The sequence below is a fragment of the Bradyrhizobium sp. WSM4874 genome (assembly GCF_055811835.1).
In genome coordinates, this window is sequence record NZ_JBVVPR010000009.1 from 167,236 (window position 1) to 188,312 (window position 21,077).

Genomic DNA, 21,077 nt, shown 5'->3' on the forward strand with positions numbered 1-21,077 from the left:
GCGTAGCGTAATCCGGGGCCGCTGCATTTGCATGCGAGAATCCCGGATTACGCTACGCTCCATCCGGGCTACACGACATACGTCGAATCGCGGCTCACACTTCCTTGGTGTCGAAGATCAAGAGGTCAGCGCCGCCACTGGCGAATTTCGGCACGTCAGCGCCGGTCGCCTTACCTTCCGGGCTAGCGAATGCCGCCTGGATGTCGGCCGTGCTGTCGAAGGTGAGAATGGCAACGAGATGGATTCCGGAAGGTCCAGCGGGGGAGCCGACCGGCCCCTTGCTGATGGCGTACTTCTTCAGGCCTGGAAGTTTCTTCGCGAGCGGAATGTGGGTCTCGGCATAATATTTGTCGAAGGCCGCAGCATCCGTGGGCGTTTTGTACAGCACGACGATTTCAGCCATTTAGTCCTCCCGTTAAGCGTTTTCTTTGTCGATCCTCATGGTGAGGAGGCGCGCGAGCGCCGTCTCGAACCATGCAGGCCCGGCTTTTGCCGCTGGGCCTTTATCCTTTCGAGAGGCGCACGATGCACGCTCCTCAGGATGAGGAGATAGTCTGCATCAACGCGCGCAATGGCAAGCCTCAATCGACTTGCCATTTACTTGTCTTGTCCTTGACTAAAGCGCCGGTTTTGCGGCGTCGCCGAGATAGCCGTGCAGGGAGGCAACGACCTGCGCGCCTTCGCCGATGGCGCCGCCGACGCGCTTGACCGAGCCGGAGCGGACATCGCCGACGGCGTAAACGCCGGGCACCGAGGTCTCCAGCGGCGCGACCAGCCGACCCTGGTTCTGCTCGGACTGCGCGCCTGTCACGACGAAGCCGCCGCGATCGAGCGTCACGCCGCAACCGTCGAGCCAGTTGGTGGCGGGATCGGCGCCGACGAACAGGAAGAGATTGCGGATGTCGGCAAAATCCTCGTCGCTCGAGAGCCGGCTTTTCCAGCGGATGCGCCGCAGCAGCGAGGCCTCGTCGCCTTCGAGCGCCGTAATCTCGGTGTTGAACATCAGTTCGATGTTCGGCGTGGCTTCGATGCGCTCGATGAGATAGCGCGACATGCTGGCGCCGAGGCCGCCGCCGCGGATGATCATCAGCACTTTTTTGGCGTGCCCCGAGAGAAAAACAGCGGCCTGTCCCGCGGAGTTGCCGGCACCGACCAGCGCGACCTCCTCGCCGGCGCACAGCTTCGCCTCGACCGGCGAGGCCCAATACCAGACGCCGCGGCCTTCGAATTTGTCGAGGTTCTCGATCTCAGGCCGGCGATAGCGCGCGCCGCTTGCGACCACCACCGCGCGCGAATGCAGCGGGTCGCAGCCGTCAAGCGCCACCGAAAACGCGCCATCCTTGCGCGTGCAGTCGAGCGACTTCACCGTCACCGGGATCATGATTTCCGCGCCGAACTTTTGCGCCTGGTTGAAGGCGCGCGCGGTCAGGGCCTGGCCGGAAATTCCGGTCGGAAAGCCCAGATAGTTTTCGATGCGCGCGCTGGCGCCGGCCTGGCCGCCGAAGGCGCGGGTGTCGAGCACCGCGACGGAAAGTCCTTCTGACGCGGCATACACGGCGGTGGCGAGCCCGGCCGGCCCGGAGCCGACGATCGCGACGTCGTAGATACGGTCGTTGCGCGGGCCGCCGATCATGCCGATCGCGCGTGCAAGCTCGGTTTCGCCGGGATTGCGCAGCACCGCACCATCGGGGGTGACGACCAGCGGCCAGTCGTCCGGCTTGGGCGAATAACGCGCGATGACGTCGGCGGCGTCGCGATCGCGCGCGGGATCCAGCAGATGATGCGGCTGGCCGTTGCGGGTGAGGAAGCCCTGCAGCCGCACCACACCTGCCGAATGCGACGGGCCGATCAGCACCACGCCGCCGACGCCGCCCTGGAGCAGATTGACCCGGCGCAGGATCAGCGCGCGCATGATGCGCTCGCCGAGCTCGGCCTCGGCGACCAGCAGCGCGCGCAGCCGCTCCGGCGGCAACAGCAGCGTCTCGACTTCGCCTTCGGCGCGGCCGTCGACCAGCGCCGGCCGTCCCGAGAGCTGGCTGAGCTCGGCCAAAAATTGCCCCGGCCCCTGGTCGATCAATGGGGTGACATGGCCAAGGCCGTCGCGCTGGGTGATGGCGACGTGGCCCTTCAGCACGACGAACATGCCGGGCCCGGGCTTGCCGGTCTCGAACAGGAATTCCCCATCGGTATAGTTGCGGACCTCGCCGAAATGTCTCATCCGCTCGATCTCGGCCGATGTCAGCGTCGGAAAGGTCTGTTCAGGGCGGGTGAACCGCGACATCTGCGCGTCACCGTCGGGTCGTTGCGATTCGTCCTGCCCCATTGCCACGTCCATGCACTCCAAAAAATTCTAGTCGCCGGTCTTGCCGGCCATCTCGCCGGCGGTCCCCTCATTTAGGGAATCATCTTCGTTCTGCGAGGGGCCGCCACTTGCGGCCCGTTCGCGCGCCTGCATCTTTCGCCGTTTCAGGTTTTCGCGCAGCGCCGATTTGAGCCGGTCGTCGCGGGACGCCCTCGCCTGTCTCGACTCCTGTCGGTCGCCCTTGTCGTTCTCGTCTGCCATCGGGGTCCATTGCAGCGATCGGCGATAGCATGCCCGAGGAATAAGGCAGCTCAAGAGGCCCGCGCGATCCGATCGTGCGAAAATCGAAATGGATCGAATCCGGCGCATCCGGCAACTGGCCAGTTGGGTGGGGGTATCGGACCCGAATCCGGGGAAAGTCGGCCGTTTCGAGCCAAAACAGGCATTTTGGCCTCGATATCGGCCCGATTTTATCGGTTTGGCGGAGCTAGCAAGCTTGCACAGGAGGGGGGCTTGTGGCAGATATCGGCCCGCTTGGTAGGCCCCTCGTGGCGGCCGATTCTTACCCCAGCACATGCTGCCGTAGCTCAGTGGTAGAGCACTCCATTGGTAATGGAGAGGTCGACAGTTCAATCCTGTCTGGCAGCACCATTCCCTCGCTCAAATCACGCATGAAGCAGCCTTCTCGCGGCATGGGATGCCCGAGTTTTGCTTTTCCGTAGCCCTCTTCTGTGAAGAGAGCGCAGGGAAGACCGGGTGCCGGCTGGCACCCGCGGTCCGCTGCGCAAAGATGTAGCGCAAAGAGACCGCACAGCAGCATACAGGTGACGCCGAACACTCGGCCTTCCCTGCGCAGTGGGTTGACGGCTTATGCCGCGCTCTCCCCGGCGACGAGTTCCTTTTGTCACCGTCGCCTTGCGAATTGGCGATGGACGAAGACCCGGTTGAGCCCCGATCCATCTCCGCAAGGCTTGACCGTAGCAACGACGGCCAGGACCACGCGATTTTGCCGTACGCAGCGATCCGGCTTCGCCAAGAGGCTTCGCCGGACACGTCCTGCTTCGCCCAAAAGGGCTTCGCAGGGCGTTGGCGCCGGTCGTCCGCACGCTAGACAAGACCTCACGAGGTTCATCTCGCCCTGGTCCCCCCTTCGTGCCCGACGCTGCCGCGTCCACCGCACCCCGATCCACGTTCGTTACGACGGACGATCGCCCCTCTCCCTGGACCGGGATGACGGACGGATACTGCGATTCCGAATTTCGGTAAAGTGGAATATTTTTGTGAGGGAGGGTTGACGAGGATCTGTGGGAGGCGGGTGTGTTGCCCGACGGGTTAAAATCAGGTTTTCAATTCCCGCGTCAGACAGTTAACCCCACTTCCCGCCAGTCAGCTTCATTCCAAACATGGAGAGGGCTTCATCTACAAAAGCCTCAAGGGTTGCCGCCGTGCTAGCGACGCACGGCGGCTGGCCACTGACAGGAAGAATGAAGCCCCGCTGCCCCACTCTAAAATAGATTCCAATGCCGCGCTCAGGCTCATTCGATGCCATAACGATGAACCCTCCAGATGGCTCCCATGGGAAATGAGAGGCCTCAACGGTTTGAAGGTATTCGAGCTGTCCTGAAATTCGGGCATCGACAACGCGAACAACGCAGCCGCTGATTGCTCCGACAGTTGGCTCTTTTCGGCTGACGCATTCCCAGCACAGTGCTTCCATAGCATCGGAGACGATCGAGAATTCCTTCTCGCCGTTTGTCACTGGGTCTGACTGCACAACTCTTCCGTTCTCATCGATCGTGTGTCGCTCAGTTGCCCCGCTATATTCCTTCTTTAGTTGGAGAAACCTATTCCACTCCTCGGCGTCGCCGATATGCGCGTTAATCGCCTGTCGAACGTTGGCAGACTCGATGACGAATAGTTCCTTCCTCACGCCATTCTTCAGGACAAGAAAATCAGCGTCAGTGATGCTTCTAGAAGCGATCCATTCGGTGGGATCGAGCGTGGGATCAACAGATAGGGCAAATTTCAAAGCGGCGACCGCAGAATAAGCGACATCAAAATTGCCCGCAAATCCGATCGCAAGTTCGCCCGTCAGTATTTGTATTTTTAAGCTGTGAAATTCGCCGTTGACTGGGCCAAGATCGCCTTTGAGTGCAAAGTGCTCGTGGCTGAGGAGCGTATCTCCCACCATAAAGCAAATATCGGCTCCAGCATACGCTACCACCAGCGTCATTGTCGTTCCTCCCAATTAAGCGCTCGTCCGAGAAGCGATCCCATCGAGACCTTGTTCGACGACGCAGCATGATGGGTTTCGCAAGGGCTCTGCCCATCCTACGCGAGCTGACCGGATCTACCGCCGACCACGGCGCCACGAGGCTCCGATCAGCCAAAACACGAACCTGACAAACAGGATCGCGGCCGTGATCTGGATCCAAAGGAAACCACCGAGTTCACGCAAGACAATTTCGGCCTGAGCGCCCCAATAGCCAGGAAGCGCATCGCCGACAGCTTCAATACCGTGCGTTCCGGTCCGCAGGGCCCATCGGACCCACTCAGGCTTGTAAAAGAGCGTCGCGCCGAGCAAAATCCAAGTCAGCAAAGCAGTGCTAAGTCTGAAGGAGTGCACCTTGGCGTGGTGCTTGAACGTCGCCAGTCTTCCATTTTCTCCGGCTTGAGCCATGTTATTTTCCTATTCGAAGCCTACGGTGCCGGGAAGTTCGTAGGATGGGTACGGCGAAGCGAAAACCCATGGAAGGCTTGCTCGATGACGAATGGTGACGGGTTTCGCAAGTGCTCTGCCCATCCTACGCGAGCTTAAGACCAAGAAAAGGGGAGAGGCATGCTTGGGAACGCGAAGGTGGCAACCCGGCTTCCAGCCAAAGACCTGGATCGGGCGCGAGCGTTCTATTCGGAAAAACTCGGGCTCGAGCCGGTCGAACAGCGCGAGGGTGGACTCCGTTACGTCTGTGCGAATGGCGAGTTTGCGATATTCATCTCGGCCGGACTGCCATTCGGCACGCACACACAGATGGGCTGGGAAGTCGAGGATATCGAGGCAACGGTGCGCGAGCTTCGCGTGCGGGGAGTCGAGTTCGAGGAATATGACCTACCCGGCTTGAAGACCGTTGATGGAATTGCCGCGATTACCGGGAATTACCCCAGCAAGGGGATCGGTGAGCGGGGCGCGTGGTTCCGCGACAGCGAAGGTAACTTGCTGGGAATCGGGCAGCCGATTCGATCTTGACGAGCAGCTAGGTCGCTCGTGTCGTCGACATGCGGACGGCCGCCGCCAATGGCCGTCACGCTCGGGCACGGTCATTTCAGCGCGACGGAGGACCACAAGCGCCCAAAAATGGGTAAAGCGAAGCGAAACCATCAAGGCCATGCACGGTGACGAAACATGATCGGGTTCGCAAGTGCTCTACCCATCCTTACGCATTATCACTTGATCACTTCTCGTCACCATCTGATGCTCCGCAAAGCGATCGTCGCTGCGGCGCAGCCGTCGGCAAAGCTCGCGATTGATGTTCTGCAGGACGATCACATAGGCGTGGATATCGGCCTTGTAGCAGGCGTAGAGCTTCTGGGCCGTCAGCTCGTACAGCACGGTCGGACTCTCCGCGACCACCGTGGCGGATCGATTCTGCATTTCGATCAGCGTCATCTCGCCGAAGAAATCGCCGGGCTCCAGAACGGAGATCGGGATGACGCTCCCCGAATTGGCCCGTTTGCTCACCGCCAGCCGGCCGGACTTGACGATGAACAGCGAGCGTCCGGGATCGCCCTCCGTCACGACGGTTGCTCCGGTATCAAATCGGCACTCGACCAGCATCGACATCAGGAGGTCGAGACTTTGATCCGGGATACCGCCGAAGAACGGTGTGGCGAGCAGGAATGCTTTCAGGTCGGGGGCGCTGACAGCCATCTCGTGAGGATAAGCTTCACCGACTTCTGCGGCAAGCAGACCGGACATCGGCGCTGACGATGCTCAACGCGTGTGAAAGGCGGCGTAGCCCGGATGGAGCGCAAGCGTAATCCGGGGCCGGTGGCTATGGATGCGGTCGTCCCGGATTTCGCTTTGCTCCATCCGGGCTACGAACCCTAATCTGGCCATGTCACTGCCGCGCAGCAGTCTCGCCGCGCAACGTTCGCTTTCGCCAGAGATCAACCATGACCTTGACGGTCGCCGCAAGCACAGCTGCGCAAAGCGCCGCCTTCGAGATTGTCTCCATCGTTCCCTCGATCAGCAGGCAATGGGCGACGCTGCCTGCGACGATGACGATCGCGAGCGGAATATGGACGATGCGCCAGGTGCGAAGCCGCAGGCCCAATCGCCGGCGGAGTGGCGCCAGAAGCGCGACGATGAAGATGGCCCACATGGCGGTCACGCCGAAGGGGGAGAACGGCGTCGGTGAGGTATAGGTCAGAGCGTCGATCATATCGGGCGGACTGGTGATCCAGAGGCCGGCGACATGGATCACCATCGCCAGAGCGAGCGCGCCGCCGATCCACTGATGGGCGCGCCGGCCGCGATAGGCCGACAGGCCCGGCAGATATCCGCCGATCAGCAGGGGCTGAACGAGCACGAGACCGAGCGCAATGATCCCGGCGAAGCCGGCGAGGATGTAGACCGGGCCGCGCCATGCGAGCTGCTCGCTTCCCGCAGCGAGCGCGATCGGCACGCCGATGGCCAGGGCAAGGACGGCCCAGATCACGGGTGCCCGGGCCGATCTCCGCCCCTTCATCTCCAATGCGATCAGGCCGCCTGCAGGACGAAGTGCGCCTCAAGGCTGGTTTCCTTTGCGCTCCGCATCACCGGCCGCAGAAAGACTGTTTTGAACTCGCCGCTGTCATAGGCGAGGTGGCCATGCGGCTGGCCGAAGATGGGAATGATCTGCGGCATCTCGAGCCGGAACTTGCCGTCCTTGTCGGTGAGCGTGGCGCCATGGCTCTGCGGCTCGTGCTCTTGGCCTTCGGTGGTGTGCGCCCAGATCTGGATGCGCTGCCCAGCCAGTGGAGCCCCGTCGCCGGCGCGGCGGACGGTGCCACTCATCCAGAAGCCGCCCTTGCCGATCCGCTCCACGATCGCCGCGCCCTTGCGGTAATTGTTCGCCCCGCCCGACATCGTTTCGGTCGGTGCAAGGCCGTCCGCGCGGGCCGGCAACAGCAGCCCTGATGTTCCGGCTGCCAGGATGGAACCGCCGGCGACGAGGAGGTTACGGCGGCTGAGTACGACCGAGGTCATGTCAATTCCTCCTTGTGACCGTGCGATTTGGCGACCATGCGATTTGCTGCGGCAAGGATACAACAACCAGCGCGAGGCGCCCAGTGGAGGCAGGGCGCATGATCGGTCGCAATGACGGTGTTGTGAACGGGGTGCAGGCCGCCCGCATATGCATCAATGATCGTCGTCTTCCTTGACCAGCGTCAACAAGCGAAGCGTCAAGAACGTGAATACGGCGACCGTCACCGCGACATCGTAAGCGCCGAGCCCGACGGAGACGCCGATGGCGCCGGTCGCCCAGAGGCTCGCGGCCGTCGCGGTGCCCTGTACCGAATTTCCCTGCTTGAGAATCGCGCCTCCGCCGATGAAGCCGATGCCGGTGATGAGGCCCTCGATCACCTTTGCCATCCCGTCAGGCGAATGCACGAGCAGGCTTTCGCTGGCCTGCACGAAGCCGCAGCTTGCCATTGCGACCAGCGGAAAGGTGCGCAAGCCCGCGCTGCGCGCCCGCTTCTCGCGGTCCCAGCCAATGGGAACGGCGAGCGCGAAGGCCGCAGCCAGCGCAACGACATGAACGCCGATGTTGAATCTATCCAAAGAAAGCCCCCGAAATGAAAATCGTCGCCATTGACCAAACCGGCCGGCAACGCCGCAATGCGGCCCGCGGTTTCAGTGCAGGCGGATTTGCCGCATGCATCAGCAGCGAGGACTTCGCCTCCGCGTAAGGAGGCGGCGCAGCACAATGATCGCTTCGGCTGGTATTCCTGCGGCCGGCTCCTACATGTCGAGTCCACGTTCCCATCGCACGCGCCGTCCGGACCCGCCCATGATCCCTTTCTCCGTACTCGACCTCGCTCCCATCCGTCAGGGCGGAGACGCATCACAGGCATTTCGCGATTCGCTCGATCTCGCCCAGCATGCGGAAGCCTGGGGCTACAAGCGCTTCTGGCTGGCCGAGCATCACAACATGACGGGCATCGCGAGCGCGGCGACGTCGGTGGTGATCGGGCATGTCGCGGGCGGGACAAAAACGATCCGGGTCGGGTCCGGCGGGATCATGCTGCCGAACCATTCGCCGCTGGTCATCGCCGAGCAGTTCGGCACGCTGGCCTCGCTCTATCCCGGGCGGATCGATCTCGGGCTCGGCCGCGCGCCAGGCACCGACCAGTTCACCGCGCGGGCGCTGCGGCGCGATCTCGCCACCAGCTCCGAGAATTTTCCGCAGGACGTGCTGGAGTTGCAGGCGCTGCTCGGCGACGTGCAGCCGAACCAGACCATCCGCGCCGTGCCGGGCATGGGGACGAAGGTGCCGCTGTGGATCCTGGGATCCAGCACCTTTGGCGCGCAGCTCGCAGGCATGCTCGGCCTGCCGTTCGCGTTCGCCTCGCACTTCGCGCCGCAGATGATGATGCCGGCGCTGCGGGAGTATCGCGCGCGGTTCGAGCCCTCGGCGCAGCTCGACAAGCCCTACGCGATGGTCGGAGTCAACGTGTTCGCCGCCGACAGCGACGCGGACGCGCAGCGCATGTTCTCATCGCTGCAGCAGCAGTTCATCAATCTGCGCCGCGGCACGCCCGGCCCGCTGCCGCCGCCGGTCGACGACATGGACGCGCTGTGGTCGCCGGCCGAGAAGGCGATGGTCGGCCAGTCGCTGTCCTGCTCGGCGGTCGGCTCGCCTGCCGTGGTCGAGCAGAAGCTGAAGGCGCTGATCGTGGAGACCGGCGCGGACGAATTGATGACCACCGGCCAGATCTACGACCACGCCGCGCGCCTGCGCTCGTTCGAGATTGCGGCTGGGGTGCGCGACAGGCTGGCTTCACAGCCGGCCGCGTGAGCGCAGTGGGTGCAGTTCACGAGGTCGTCATGCCCGGGCTTGTCCCGGGCATCCACGTTCTTAGTGCCGCGTGGCGACGCGTGGATGGCCGGGACTAGCCCGGCCATGACGTTGTGGAAGCCTTGGTGCCCGCTCTCCCCTCAATCCGGAAAGCCGAACAGCTTTGCCGGATTGTGCACCAAGATCTTCTCCAGCTCCGTCTGATCAGGCGCGTTGCGGTACATCAACTCCAGCAGGTCGGCGTCGTTGGGCGGCTGCTTGACCGAGACCGGATGCGGCCAGTCGCTGGCCCAGACGCAGCGGTCGACCGCCGCCTCGATATAGGCGCGCGCGATCGGGATGACGTCATCGTAGGGTGGGCCGAGCTTCGAGGTCTTCTCGCCGAGCGACAGCATCACCCAGAAATTGCCCTTGGCGAGCAGCTCGAGCATCTTGCGCAAATTCGGATCGTTGCTGCCGGCTTCCGGATCGGGCCGCGCCATGTGGTCGATCAGCACGGGCACGTCGAGATTCTCGTATTTGGCGACGCTGGAGACGATGCCGTCCTTCTCGGGCTGGATCTTGACGTACCAGCCGAGCTCGCGGATGCGCGCAATGGCGCGAGCGAAATCGGCATCCGACAGCACGGCGCCGAGCTCCTGGCGGAAGCTGAAGCGCGCGCCACGGACGCCGGCGTCATGCAGTTTTGCGAGATAAGCGTCGTTCGCCTCGGCGAACACCAGCGCGTTGGCGCAGCCGCGATAGTTCGGGCCCATCGCGGCGAGGCCGTCGAGCACGACGGCGTGATCGGCGCCATAGGTGGTGGTCTGCACGATGATGCCGCGCTCGATGCCGAGCGTCTTGTGCACGCGCAGCGCCGCTTCCCAGGTCGCGGTCGGCATCCGATAGGCCGCGCCGGGACGCTCCGGATATTTGTCAATGGGGCCCAGCACGTGAAACTGGCTGTCGACGGTTTTGGGCGGCGGCGCCTTGATCGGGCGGCGCGGGTTGGGATCGAACGGCAGATAGGTCGGCATACGCAAAACTCCCTCAGTCGATCACGGCGGTGAAGTCGCACTGCACCAGCGCGCCGCCGTCCATGTTGTCCATCGGCAGCGCGTGGCGCGCCGGGCGTGAATGCTCGTCCGGAAACATTTTGAGCCACTCGACATTGACCGGCCCGCGCTGCGTACGGTCCTTCAGCCACACCGTCATCTTGATGATGTCGTCCGTGGTGCCGCCGGCGGCCTCGACCGTCGCCTTCATATGCGCGAACATGTTGGCGCATTGCGCGTCCAGGCTCTCGGGCATCGCGCCAGCCGCATCGCGGCCCAGGATGACGCCGGACATCACGAGATTGCCGATGCGGCAGGCGTTCGGAATCGGATTGGCATGCTTGAAGCCGCCGATATGGATGCTCTTGCGCCGCGTGTGACCGGTCATGATGCGCTCCCTCTTGGTTATTGGTTCAGACGAACTGGCACGACACCGAGCCGAACGCGCCATAATCGGCATGAAAAGTGTCGCCGCGGCGGATGTCGACCGGACGCGTGAACGATCCGGCCAGCACCACCTCGCCGGCGGCCAGATGTTCGTCATGCGGCGCAAGGCGGTTGGCGAGCCAGGCGATGCCATTGGCGGGATGATTGAGCACGCCGGCGGCAAGCCCTGTTTCCTCGACCTCGCCGTTGCGGAACAGCAGCGCGCCGATCCAGCGCATGTCCGCATCCATCGGACGGAACGGCCGGCCGCCGAGCACCAGCGCGGCGTTCGCCGCGTTGTCCGAGATCGTGTCCATGACCTTTCGCGCCTTGCCGGTCTCGGGATCGACGCGGTGCATGCGCGTCTCCAGAATCTCCAGCGCCGGGGTCACGTAATCGGTGGCGTTGAGCACGTCGAAGATGGTGCAATCGGGCCCGCGCAGCGGCGCCTTCAGCACGAAAGCGAGCTCGACCTCGATTCGCGGCGCGTGGAAGCGGTCGAACGGAATCGGCGTGGCATCGGCATAGAACATGTCGGCGAACAGCACGCCGTAGTCGGGCTCGGAAATCCCGACCGCGTTCTGCATCGCCTTCGAGGTCAGGCCGATCTTGTGGCCCTTGATGACCCGGCCGCGACCGAGCTGGAGCTTGGTCCAGGCGCGCTGAACGGCATAGGCATCCTCAATGCTGAAATCGGGATAATCTTTCGTGAACATCGTGATCAGCGTCTTGGTGCGCTCGGCCTCGTCGAGGCGCGCGGCAAGGCGTTCGATCGTGGGAGTATCCAGCATGGTTTAACTCTCCGCGGCCACGGTATTGCGCAGCACGCCGATGCGGCCGGATTCGACCTCGACGACATCGCCGACTGTCAGCCAGCGCGGCGGGTCGAAGCGGGCGCCTGCCCCGGTCGGCGTGCCCGTCACGATCATGTCGCCGGGCTTGAGGGTTGCGAAGGTCGAGAGATAGGAGATCAGAAAATCGAACGGGAACATCAGCCGCTCGGTGGTGTCCTGCTGCCGCACCTCGCCGTTCACGCGCGTGACGATGTCATGAGGCCCGCGCGGGTCGAGCTCGTCCGATGTGACGATCCACGGACCGATGCTGCCGGAGCGGTCGAAATTCTTGCCTTGCGTGACATTGAACTTGCCGTGGCGCAGCCAGTCGCGGATCGTGCCCTCGTTGCACAGCGTCATGCCGAAAATGTAGGACCAGGCCTTTTCGCGCGGGATGTGCCGGCCACCCTGGCCGATCACGATGACGAGCTCGCCTTCGTAGTCGAGCTGATCGGAGATCTCAGGCTTCTCCAGCGGCTGACCGGAGCCTGTCATCGAGGACATGCTGCGCACGAACAGGCTGGGATATTTGGGCAGGTCGGAGCTGTCTTTATACTCCGCATTGCGCTCGGCGTAATTGACACCGATGCACCAGAGCTTTTCCGGCGCCAGCACCGGCGGAAGCAGCACGAGATCGTCGAGTGCGTAGTCCGGCTTTTGTCCGGCTACGGCTTCCTGCGCGTCGGCCAGCGCATTGGCCGCGATCAGCGCCCTGACGTCGGAGAAGTCACGGCCGATCCGCCGGGTCAGGTCGACGACGCCGCCGTCGATGGCGGCACCGTAGCGCGGCTCTCCGTCCACGAGATAACTTAGGAGTCGCATGGTTTTTCTCCAACGGTCTTGGGGCGCGCGCGGGGCAGCGCGCTCAGTCTTTCGATTTGGGAGTCTGGAACACGCCGCGCAGCGTCACGATCTCGCCGAGCCGGGCGTAGCGCGGTCCGCCGATGCGCGCGATCGGATCGAGCGCTGCGGTTTCGACCTTGCCGTCGTTCACGAGGCCGTCGCGGAGGTGGAACATCACGACCTCGCCCACGATGAGGCGGCTGCGGGCGTCGCCGAATTCGAGGCACTGCCGGAAGCGGCATTCCATCGCAACCGGTGCGATGCTGAGCCGCGGCACCTTGATGCGCTCGCTCGCGATCGTCTCCAGCCCGAGCTCCGCGACCTCGCTGATCTCAGGCGGATGCTCGACCGACGAATCGTGCACGGCTTGCATCAATGGGGTATCGGCGATGTGGATGACGTATTCCTCGGTGTCCAGAATGTTGTGCGCGGTGTCCTTGTAGTCGGCGCCCTTGCGGCCGACGCTGATGGCCAGCATCGGCGGCTTCTGCGAGACGAAGGTGAAGGCGCTGAACGGCGCGAGGTTGAGCACGCCTGAGCGCGACAGGCTCGTCACCCAGGCGATCGGACGCGGCACCACGATGCCGGTCATCAGCCGGTAGATGCGCTCGGCGCCGAGCTCGCTGGGGTCGATCCGCATCGATCAATCCGCCTTGATGTTGGCCTTGCGCACGATCGGAATCCATTTGGCGTCCTCGCGCGCGAGATAGGCCTTGAATTCGTCCGGCGTCATCGCGACAGCTTCCCCACCGAGCTTCTCGAACTTGTCGACCACGGCCGGGTCCTTCAGGATCGCGGTCAGCGCCTCGTGCAGCTTGTCGATCACGGGCGCCGGCGTGCCTGCCGGTGCGAACAGGCCGGTGAAGGTCTGGCCGTCAAAGTCCTTGTAGCCGAGCTCGGCGAAAGTCGGCACGTCGGGCAGCGACTTCAGGCGATGCGGGCTGGTGACGGCCAGCGCCCGGAACAGGCCGGCCTTGATATGCTGCAGGCTCACCGTGAGCTGGTCGAACGCGAACTGCACCTGCCCGCCGAGCAGATCGTTGACCGCTGGCGCATTGCCGCGATAGTGCGCGGTGACCCATTGCAGATCGAGGCTGGACTGCATCAGCTCGCTGAGCAGATGGTTGGTGGTGCCGGGACCGGGCGAGGCCATCGTCAGCTTGCCGGGCTCGCGCTTGGCGAGGTCGATGAATTCCTTGAAATTCGTCGCCTGCACGGAAGGATGAACCTCGAGCACCAGCGGCGTCATCGAGATCGTCGTGATCGGCAGGAAGTCCTTCTTCCAGCTGTAGACGTCGCGCTTGTTGATTTCGGTCGCGAACAGCACCGGGCCGTTGGCGCCGACGAACAGCGTGTAGCCGTCGGGCGCGGATTTCGCGAAGGCCTCGCCCGCGATCATGCCGCCGGCACCCGCCTTGTTCTCGATGATGAAGGGCTGGCCGAGCTTTTCCTGGAGCTTGTCGGCGATAATGCGCGCGGCGCTGTCGACATTGCCGCCGGCCGGATAGGGCACGATCAGCTTGACGTTGCGCGACGGCCATTGCTGGCCCGACGCCGGTCCCGTCAACATCGCCGCTGCGGCAGCTATGGCAATCCAGATTAATCTCATGTTAACCTCCCGGCGGCGCTTCCAATTTTACGTCGATTTGCCTGAATTCGTACACGGCATCTCGATTCGGAGTGCAATCTCCAGATGCGCGCTTTACCTGTCGAGTGAATTGTGGCGTTCTTGTCCATATTATGGACAACACGACTTCCGCGAAATCCACCCGCGCATGACGGAGCCGCGACAGGGCGCACAGGCGATCCGGCGCGCACTCGCGGTGTTGCGCATTCTCGCCGCCGGCCGCGAAGACGGCGTCCCGCTGGCCGAAGTGGTGCGGGCCACCGGCCTCACCCGCCCGACCGTGCACCGCATCGTCCACGTGCTGATCGAGGAAGGCATAGTCGAACGACACGACAAAACCGGGCGCTACGCGATCGGCAACCAGGTGCCGGAGCTCGCGCTCGCACGGGCCCGGCCGTCGCGGCTGCTGATCGCCGCAAATCCGTCGCTGCAACGCGCCTCCACCGAGATCGGCGACACGCTGTTCCTGACGGTTCGGACCGGCAACGACACGCTGTGCGTCGATCGCAGGATCGGCATCTATCCGATCCAGGTGCTGTCGATCGAAGTCGGCGCGCGCCGGCCGCTCGGCGTCTCCAGCGCAGGCGTCGCCATTCTCGCCGCGATGCCGGCCCAGGAAGCGCGCAAAATCGTCGCAGCCAATGAGAAGCGATTCGAGGCCTATCGGACCGACGCTGCGACGGTGCTGGGCCAGGTCACCGCCGCAAGACGGCTGGGGTACGGTATGAGGGAAATTGGTCTCGTGCAGGGCACGAAATCGATCTCCACCTGGATCAAGACCCCGGACGGCCGCCCCGCTGCCGCGATGACCGTCTCCGCCGTTCGCACGAGGCTCGGCCCACGCCGCGAACAGGAGGTCGCGGAGATCCTGCTGCGAGAGGCGCGGATGATCGAGCAGGCGATCCGGGGTTAGACAACGCTGTCAATGGGCTGACTTCGCGCGCCGTTTTGTGGCACAAGGGCCGCCTCCGCCGACCGAGCAACGAGGCCCCGCATGCCCGCGCCAAAACCGCCCGCCTTCGAGACCCTGAGCCTGCATGCGGGCCAGCATCCGGATCCCGCGACCGGCGCCCGCGCCGTGCCGATCTACCAGACCACGTCCTACGTGTTCCAGGATTCCGATCACGCCGCAGCGTTGTTCAATCTCGAGCGCGCCGGCCACATCTATACGCGCATCTCCAATCCGACCACGGGCGTGCTCGAGGAACGGCTGGCGGCGCTGGAGGGCGGCGTCGGCGCGATCTGCACCGCGAGCGGCATGGCCGCGCTGCATCTGGCCATCGCGACGCTTCTGAACGCCGGCGACCATATCGTCGCGTCGAGCTCGCTCTATGGCGGCACCATCAACCTGCTGGCGCACACGCTGCCGCGCTTCGGCATCACCACCAGCTTCGTCAAGCCGCGCGATCTCGACGCTTTTCGCGCGGCGATCAGGCCGAACACGAAGCTGGTGATCGGCGAGACCATCGGCAATCCCGGGCTCGAGGTGCTTGATATTCCGAAGGTCGCGGCGATCGCGCATGATGCGAAAATTCCGCTGCTGATCGACAACACGTTTGCCACGCCCTATCTCAGCCGCCCGATCGAGCTCGGCGCCGACATCGTCATGCACTCGGCGACCAAATGGATCGGCGGCCACGGCATCGCGATCGGCGGCGCCATCGTCGATGGCGGCCGGTTTGATTGGCGTTCATCCGGAAAATTCGGCGTACTGACCGAGCCCTATGGCGGCTATCACGGCATCGTCTTCGACGAGCAGTTCGGCTCGGCCGCCTTCATCATGCGCGCACGCACCGAAGGCCTGCGCGATTTCGGCGCCTGTCTGTCGCCGACCAACGCGTTCCAGCTGTTGCAAGGCGTGGAGACGCTCGGCGTGCGCATGGATCGCCACATGCAGAACACGCACCTCGTGCTGGAGGCGCTGAAAGCCAACAAGGCCGTGGATTGGGTGCTGCATCCCTCGCTCGAGGACCACGCGGACTACCAGCTGGCAAAGACACTGCTGCCGCGCGGCGCCGGCTCGATCGTCTCCTTCGGCATCAAGGGCGGCCGGCCTGCTGGCCGCAAGTTCATCGAATCGCTGCGCATGATCAGCCATCTCGCCAATGTCGGCGACGCCAAGACGCTGGTGATCCACCCGGCGTCAACAACGCACCAGCAGATGGACGCCGAGCAGCTCAAGGCCTCCGGCATCGGCGAGGAGCTCGTGCGGCTCTCGGTCGGCATCGAGACCGCAAGCGACATCATCGACGATCTCGCGCAGGCGCTGCGCATCTCGCAAAAGGTCTGACACCATGAAGCTCTCCGTCAACGGCGCCGAAGTGCTGGTCGCAACCGGCGGCCGCGACTTCGACAGATCCCTGCCCGCGGTCGTCTTCCTCCATGGCGCCGGCTTCGATCATTCGACCTGGGCGCTGCACACCCGCTGGTTCGCCCATCACGGATTTGGCGTGCTGGCGCCTGATATGCCCGGCCACGGCCGCTCGCCCGGACCGTCGCTCGGCAGCATCGCCGAGATGGCCGACTGGACGGCGGCCCTGCTCAATGCGGCCGGAGTTACGAAAGCGCATCTGATCGGCCATTCCATGGGCTCGCTAATCTCGCTGGAGACGGCCGCACGTCACCCCGACAAGGTGTCCGCGCTCAGCCTGATCGGCACGGCCGCGACCATGACGGTCGGCCCGGATCTGCTGAAGGCGGCCGAAGCCAATTCGCAGGATGCAAACGACATGGTCTCGATCTGGGGCCTCGGCTTCAACGCCGAGATCGGCGGCAGCCTCGCACCGGGCCTGTGGATGCATGGCGGAGCGCAGGCTGTGTTGAAACACTGCGAGCCGGGCGTGCTGTTCAGGGATTTGTCGGCCTGCAATGCTTACGCGAATGCGCTTCAAGCAGCCGCGAGCGTGAAGGTGCCCACGACGCTCATCCTCGGCGAGCGGGACATGATGACGCCGGTGAAGGCCGGCAAGGCACTCGCGGCGGCGATCCCGCATGCGAAGACCGTCGTGGTACCCGGCGCCGGTCACATGATCATGGCCGAGCGCCCGGATGAACTGCTGGTGGCGCTCAGGAACTGAAAGGATCAATCGTCCATCTTGCGCGTTGCGGTCAGATATCCCTGTGAAGATCCAGAGGGAACAGGACCCATGCCAAGACAGGAAGTCATTCGCAAAGCCAGGCAAGACAAGCGTGCCGGTAAATCGGCAACCACGCAGGCCGGCGAATTCGTCAAGGACCAGATCGACAAGATCCGCAAGGGCAAGCATGGCGCGCGCTCGACGAAACAGGCCATCGCCATCGGTCTGTCCGAAGCGCGCCGCGCCGGCGTCGATCTCCCGCCGCCGCGAAAAGGGCGCGTCAAGAAGGCGACGCGACGCAGCGCCAAATATGCCTATGAGGTCGGTCAGGGCAAGCGCACCCCGAAACGCCGGCCGCGCGTATCGCGAGCCGTCGAAAAGGTTTTGAAGAAGGAGCCGCGCTCGACCGCGTCGCGCAGTGCACTGTCGAAACAGGGCAAGCGTGCCGCGAGCCAGCGATCCGCCGCGTCGCGTTCAGCCACCGCGCGCAAGGCGAGCCGCACCAAGGGCGCCAAGGCGCGCTCCACCGCCGCAAAGAAGGCGGCACGCACCAGGGCGCGCCGCCGGAGTTGATCAATTCGCGCGCCGGCTCCGCTCGGAGAGCACGTTCTCCCCCTTCTTCCCTTCTCCCCTTGCGGGAGAAGGTGGCGCGAAGCGCCGGATGAGGGGTTGTGTCCGCGCATAACGTTTTCCGTGAGGACAGAGACCCCTCACCCGTCTCGCTGCTACGCGGCGAGCCACCCTCTCCCGCAGGGAGAGAGGGGAAGAACGAACTCACCACATCGTCGCGGCCGCACGCTCGGGCCAGATGCGATCGTACTCCGCGCCGCCGACCCTGTTCTCGCTCATCTCGGCGAGGATCTGGCCGGGCGTCGGCAGCGTCTTGGGGTCGATGCGCTTGTCGGGATTCCAGAGGTCGGAACGGACGATGGCGCGGGCGCACTGGAAGTAGATTTCGTCGACCGTCATCACCATGACGCTGCGCGGCGCCTTGCCGCCAACCTTGAAAGAGGCGAGCAGCTCGGGATCGATGGAGAGATGCGCCCGACCATTGGCGCGGACCGCATTGCCGGAGCCGGGGATCAGGAACATCAGCGACACCCGTGGGTCGCGCACGATGTTGCGCAAGGAATCGACCCGGTTGTTGCCGCGGCGATCCGGCAGCATCAGCGTCTTCGGATCGTGAATGCGGACGAAGCCGGAGAGATCGCCGCGCGGCGAGCAGTCGATCCCCTCGGGTCCGATGGTGGCGAGTGCGGCGAACGGCGCCTTTTCGATGAAGACGCGATAGAGCGGGGTGACGTGGTCGGCGACTTTCACGGTCGAGGCGTCGTTGGTGACGCCGTAGATGGCCTCCAGCTGCTCGACCGTTTCGATCACCGACATTCCAGTCTCCTTGCTGTGCCGGCTATTCGAGCCAGCCTTGATTCCTGATCACGCGCAGAAGCTGACGGCCATGATACTCCGCGCTGCCCGCGTTGAGTATGGTGACATCGGCCTGCGCCGATGCGTCGTCGACGCTGCGCGTCAGCCGTTCCGCGATATTGCCGTCACTGTGCCGGGCGCGGGCGGCAAGCCGCTGCGCCAGCACATCCGGCGGCGCAGTGACCGCGACTACCACGACGCTTGCATAGGTCTGGCGCAGCGCGCCGATCACCGTGCGCGAAACATTGGCGACGACGGCGCGTCCGGCACGAATGTCGTCGTTGAGGTCGAGCGGCAGCGCGTAGCAATGCCCATGCGCCTCCCAATGCACGGCGAATTCGCCATGCTCGTGCGCGCGACGGAATTCGTCAGGGCTCACCGCAATATTGTCTTCGTCGGCCGAGGATTCGCGCGTCACGAGACGGCGCGGGAAGACGATGTCGTGATCCTCGATGCACGCCGCCCGCGCCAGCCGCAGCAGCGTATCCTTGCCGGCACCGCTCGGACCGACCACGAGCACGAGCCGCCCGGGCCCGATCGCACCCGTCGTCTTTCCCGCCACGGTGACGGTATCGCTCATGCGACGCGGCTCCCTTCGCGCCAGACACTGCGGACCGCGGGGACGTGGCCTGCGACGTGCACGCGAATCAGATCGGCACGCTTGCCGACGGAAATCTCACCGCGGTCGGACAGGCCGACCGCCTCGGCGGGCGCCTTCGTCACGGTGCGGATCGCCGCCGCAAGGCTGATCGCGGGCACGTGCTCGGGCAAATGCAGCGCAGCCATCAGAAGGCTCGAGGGAATGTAGTCCGACGACAGGATGTCGAGCAGGCCTTCGCGGGCGAGATCGACCGCGGCGATGTTGCCGGAATGCGAGCCGCCGCGCACGACGTTCGGCGCGCCCATCAGGATGTCGATGCCGGCCTCGTGCAGGCCGCGCGCGGCCTCCAGCGTGGTCGGAAATTCCGCCACCGAAACGCCATCGCGCACGGCGTCCACGACGTTCTCCTCGGTGGTATCGTCATGGCTCGCCAGCGGGATCTTGTACTTATGTGCCAGCGCCACGATCTCGCGCACGTTGGTCGCGGCATAGGCCTTCTGATACTCGAAACGCTTCGCGAACAGTTCGTCGAGTTGGGCGTCGGTCTTGCCGCCGCCCTTGCCGCGATAATAGTCGCGCAGCTTGCCTTCGTCGCGGAACTGGCGCTGGCCGGGGGTGTGGTCCATCAGCGACATCAGCCGCACGTCGGGACGATCGATCAGCTCCCTGGCCTCCTCGACCACGCTCGGCATCGGGATTTCGCAGCGCAGATGCAGGAAGTGATCGGCGCGCAGCAGGTCGGCATCGCGCGCGGTCGTGATCGCCGCCGCAAGCACGCCGGCGCGTCCATCAACTTCCTCGGCGCCATCCTCGCGCCAGACCCGAAGCGAGTCGAACACCGTGGTGATGCCGGAGGTCGCGAGCTGGCCGTCATAGGAGACGACGGCAGCGACCGGATTCCAGAACACTTTTGGCCGCGGCACATAATGCGCCTCGAGGTGGTCGGTGTGGAGTTCGATCAAGCCGGGCATGATGAGGTCGCCGCCGGCATCTTCGGCGCCCGCAGGCGCCCTGCCCTCGCCGATCTCGGCGATGCGTCCATCGGCGAGAGCGAGCCAGCCCTGCTCGATCACCCGGTCCGCCAGCACGATCCTGGCGTTGGCGATCACGGTGTCCTTCTTGACGCTCATGTCCATTTCCTTCAGGCCGCAGCGGCGAAGCTGGTGACGTCGACGATGCGATCGGCAATCTGATGACGGATTTCGTCGTCATGGACAATGGCGACCATGGCGACGCCCTGGCGCTTCTTCTCGGCGACCAACTCGACCACGACGGCGCGGTTGGCGGCGTCGAGCGAGGCGGTGGGCTCGTCGAGCAGCAGGATCGGCAGATCCGAGATGAAGCCGCGCGCGATGTTGACGCGCTGCTGCTCGCCGCCGGAGAAGGTCGCGGGCGGAAGCTGCCAGAGCCGCTCGGGGATATTGAGCCGATGCAGCAATTCGCCAGCACGGGCTTGCGTCTCAGCGCGCGCCAGACCGTTGACGATCAGGGGCTCGGCGACCACGTCGATGGTGGCAACCCGCGGCACCGCGCGCAGGAACTGGCTGACATAGCCGATGGTGGCGCGGCGGATGTTGAGGACCTCCCGCGGCTCGGCGGTAGCGAGATCGATCACCTCGCCGCGATGGCGAATGCCGATGCGGCCGGAGTCGCAGCGATAATTGCCGAAGATCATCTTCAGGATCGATGATTTTCCGGCGCCTGATGGCCCCGACAGCACGACGCATTCGCCCGGGTTGACGTGGAAGGTCACGCCGCTGACAACAGGCAATTCGATGCCGCCCTGCAGGTGCATCGTAAAGCTCTTGTTGGCATCAGTGATGTCGATCATGGCGGTCATTGGAAAACTCT

General features: G+C 64.2%; 24 protein-coding genes, 1 tRNA gene and 1 pseudogene. 7 read left to right on the top strand and 19 right to left on the bottom strand.

What is annotated here, in order from left to right:
* Nucleotides 1–94: 94 nt before the first annotated feature.
* From AC0L3P_RS12345 to AC0L3P_RS12355, 3 genes are all read right to left on the bottom strand, one after another.
* Complete coding sequence (locus AC0L3P_RS12345; protein WP_007615494.1) at nt 95–403, bottom strand: EthD family reductase; 309 nt, start codon at nt 401–403, stop codon at nt 95–97.
* Nucleotides 404–616: 213 nt separating this feature from the next.
* A complete protein-coding gene (locus tag AC0L3P_RS12350; RefSeq protein WP_275173984.1) occupies nt 617–2,323 on the bottom strand; it encodes an FAD-dependent oxidoreductase in 1,707 nt (568 codons plus the stop codon).
* 27 nt (nt 2,324–2,350) lie between these two features.
* Entirely contained in the window at nt 2,351–2,563 is a 213-nt protein-coding gene (locus AC0L3P_RS12355; RefSeq protein WP_275173986.1) for a hypothetical protein, read from the bottom strand.
* A 315-nt stretch (nt 2,564–2,878) separates the two neighbouring features.
* Here AC0L3P_RS12355 and AC0L3P_RS12360 point away from each other — a divergent pair.
* Nucleotides 2,879–2,953, top strand: a tRNA-Thr gene (locus AC0L3P_RS12360).
* 715 nt (nt 2,954–3,668) lie between these two features.
* Here the strand turns inward: AC0L3P_RS12360 and AC0L3P_RS12365 are convergent.
* Together AC0L3P_RS12365 and AC0L3P_RS12370 are read right to left on the bottom strand one after the other, a co-directional pair.
* Entirely contained in the window at nt 3,669–4,535 is an 867-nt protein-coding gene (locus tag AC0L3P_RS12365) for a hypothetical protein (protein WP_473302047.1), read from the bottom strand.
* Nucleotides 4,536–4,652: 117 nt separating this feature from the next.
* Nucleotides 4,653–4,982, bottom strand: coding sequence for a hypothetical protein (locus tag AC0L3P_RS12370; RefSeq protein WP_275173992.1), 330 nt, complete (start codon nt 4,980–4,982; stop codon nt 4,653–4,655).
* A 159-nt stretch (nt 4,983–5,141) separates the two neighbouring features.
* Between AC0L3P_RS12370 and AC0L3P_RS12375 the strand changes: the two genes are divergently transcribed.
* Nucleotides 5,142–5,546, top strand: coding sequence for a VOC family protein (locus AC0L3P_RS12375; protein WP_275173994.1), 405 nt, complete (start codon nt 5,142–5,144; stop codon nt 5,544–5,546).
* A gap of 177 nt (nt 5,547–5,723) precedes the next feature.
* Here the strand turns inward: AC0L3P_RS12375 and AC0L3P_RS12380 are convergent, their stop codons facing one another.
* The 4 genes from AC0L3P_RS12380 to AC0L3P_RS12395 all read right to left on the bottom strand — a co-directional run bounded on the left by AC0L3P_RS12380 (nt 5,724) and on the right by AC0L3P_RS12395 (nt 8,123).
* Entirely contained in the window at nt 5,724–6,227 is a 504-nt protein-coding gene (locus AC0L3P_RS12380; RefSeq protein ID WP_473302095.1) for a Crp/Fnr family transcriptional regulator, read from the bottom strand.
* Between the two features lie 190 nt (nt 6,228–6,417).
* The gene (locus AC0L3P_RS12385) at nt 6,418–7,047 is read right to left on the bottom strand and encodes a ferric reductase-like transmembrane domain-containing protein (RefSeq protein ID WP_473302048.1); all 630 of its coding nucleotides are present in this window, start codon (nt 7,045–7,047) and stop codon (nt 6,418–6,420) included.
* 11 nt (nt 7,048–7,058) lie between these two features.
* Nucleotides 7,059–7,547 (bottom strand): peptidase associated/transthyretin-like domain-containing protein, encoded by a 489-nt coding sequence (locus tag AC0L3P_RS12390; protein ID WP_473302049.1) that lies wholly within the window; start codon nt 7,545–7,547, stop codon nt 7,059–7,061.
* A gap of 153 nt (nt 7,548–7,700) precedes the next feature.
* The gene (locus AC0L3P_RS12395) at nt 7,701–8,123 is read right to left on the bottom strand and encodes an MgtC/SapB family protein (RefSeq protein WP_275174002.1); all 423 of its coding nucleotides are present in this window, start codon (nt 8,121–8,123) and stop codon (nt 7,701–7,703) included.
* Nucleotides 8,124–8,352: 229 nt separating this feature from the next.
* Between AC0L3P_RS12395 and AC0L3P_RS12400 the strand changes: the two genes are divergently transcribed.
* Nucleotides 8,353–9,360, top strand: coding sequence for an LLM class flavin-dependent oxidoreductase (locus AC0L3P_RS12400; protein ID WP_473302050.1), 1,008 nt, complete (start codon nt 8,353–8,355; stop codon nt 9,358–9,360).
* A gap of 140 nt (nt 9,361–9,500) precedes the next feature.
* Here AC0L3P_RS12400 and AC0L3P_RS12405 read toward each other — a convergent pair whose 3' ends face one another.
* Genes AC0L3P_RS12405 through AC0L3P_RS12430 form a run of 6 tightly spaced genes read right to left on the bottom strand, consistent with a single transcriptional unit; the run spans nt 9,501 to nt 14,105 of the window.
* Nucleotides 9,501–10,376 carry an amidohydrolase family protein gene (locus tag AC0L3P_RS12405; RefSeq protein WP_473302051.1) on the bottom strand — a complete coding sequence of 292 codons (876 nt, stop codon included), beginning with the start codon at nt 10,374–10,376 and terminating at the stop codon, nt 9,501–9,503.
* A gap of 13 nt (nt 10,377–10,389) precedes the next feature.
* Complete coding sequence (locus AC0L3P_RS12410; protein ID WP_473302052.1) at nt 10,390–10,782, bottom strand: RidA family protein; 393 nt, start codon at nt 10,780–10,782, stop codon at nt 10,390–10,392.
* Between the two features lie 25 nt (nt 10,783–10,807).
* Nucleotides 10,808–11,611, bottom strand: coding sequence for a 2-oxo-hept-4-ene-1,7-dioate hydratase (gene hpaH / locus AC0L3P_RS12415; protein ID WP_473302053.1), 804 nt, complete (start codon nt 11,609–11,611; stop codon nt 10,808–10,810).
* Nucleotides 11,612–11,614: 3 nt separating this feature from the next.
* On the bottom strand, nt 11,615–12,475 hold the full coding sequence (locus tag AC0L3P_RS12420; protein ID WP_473302054.1) for a fumarylacetoacetate hydrolase family protein: 861 nt from the start codon (nt 12,473–12,475) through the stop codon (nt 11,615–11,617).
* A gap of 43 nt (nt 12,476–12,518) precedes the next feature.
* A complete protein-coding gene (locus AC0L3P_RS12425; RefSeq protein ID WP_473302055.1) occupies nt 12,519–13,136 on the bottom strand; it encodes a flavin reductase family protein in 618 nt (205 codons plus the stop codon).
* Nucleotides 13,137–13,139: 3 nt separating this feature from the next.
* Complete coding sequence (locus tag AC0L3P_RS12430) at nt 13,140–14,105, bottom strand: Bug family tripartite tricarboxylate transporter substrate binding protein (protein WP_473302056.1); 966 nt, start codon at nt 14,103–14,105, stop codon at nt 13,140–13,142.
* A gap of 131 nt (nt 14,106–14,236) precedes the next feature.
* On the opposite strand from AC0L3P_RS12430, the pseudogene AC0L3P_RS12435 reads away from it, so the two are divergent.
* The 4 genes and pseudogenes from AC0L3P_RS12435 (at nt 14,237) to AC0L3P_RS12450 (ending at nt 17,773) form a co-directional block, all read left to right on the top strand.
* Nucleotides 14,237–15,036: pseudogene (locus AC0L3P_RS12435) on the top strand (IclR family transcriptional regulator).
* 81 nt (nt 15,037–15,117) lie between these two features.
* Nucleotides 15,118–16,413, top strand: a complete 1,296-nt coding sequence (locus AC0L3P_RS12440) for an O-acetylhomoserine aminocarboxypropyltransferase (protein ID WP_473302057.1) — start codon at nt 15,118–15,120, stop codon at nt 16,411–16,413.
* A gap of 4 nt (nt 16,414–16,417) precedes the next feature.
* Complete coding sequence (locus AC0L3P_RS12445; RefSeq protein ID WP_473302058.1) at nt 16,418–17,200, top strand: alpha/beta fold hydrolase; 783 nt, start codon at nt 16,418–16,420, stop codon at nt 17,198–17,200.
* Between the two features lie 69 nt (nt 17,201–17,269).
* Nucleotides 17,270–17,773, top strand: a complete 504-nt coding sequence (locus tag AC0L3P_RS12450) for a DUF6496 domain-containing protein (RefSeq protein WP_275174019.1) — start codon at nt 17,270–17,272, stop codon at nt 17,771–17,773.
* Between the two features lie 201 nt (nt 17,774–17,974).
* Here the strand turns inward: AC0L3P_RS12450 and AC0L3P_RS12455 are convergent, their stop codons facing one another.
* Genes AC0L3P_RS12455 through phnL form a run of 4 tightly spaced genes read right to left on the bottom strand, consistent with a single transcriptional unit; the run spans nt 17,975 to nt 21,066 of the window.
* On the bottom strand, nt 17,975–18,586 hold the full coding sequence (locus tag AC0L3P_RS12455) for a pyridoxamine 5'-phosphate oxidase family protein (protein WP_354062746.1): 612 nt from the start codon (nt 18,584–18,586) through the stop codon (nt 17,975–17,977).
* Between the two features lie 22 nt (nt 18,587–18,608).
* Nucleotides 18,609–19,205, bottom strand: coding sequence for a phosphonate metabolism protein/1,5-bisphosphokinase (PRPP-forming) PhnN (gene phnN / locus AC0L3P_RS12460; protein WP_354062744.1), 597 nt, complete (start codon nt 19,203–19,205; stop codon nt 18,609–18,611).
* On the bottom strand, nt 19,202–20,356 hold the full coding sequence (locus AC0L3P_RS12465) for an alpha-D-ribose 1-methylphosphonate 5-triphosphate diphosphatase (protein WP_473302059.1): 1,155 nt from the start codon (nt 20,354–20,356) through the stop codon (nt 19,202–19,204). The genes phnN and AC0L3P_RS12465 overlap by 4 nt, the downstream gene beginning before the upstream one ends.
* 11 nt (nt 20,357–20,367) lie before the next feature.
* A complete protein-coding gene (gene phnL / locus AC0L3P_RS12470) occupies nt 20,368–21,066 on the bottom strand; it encodes a phosphonate C-P lyase system protein PhnL (RefSeq protein ID WP_473302060.1) in 699 nt (232 codons plus the stop codon).
* Nucleotides 21,067–21,077 lie beyond the last annotated feature (11 nt).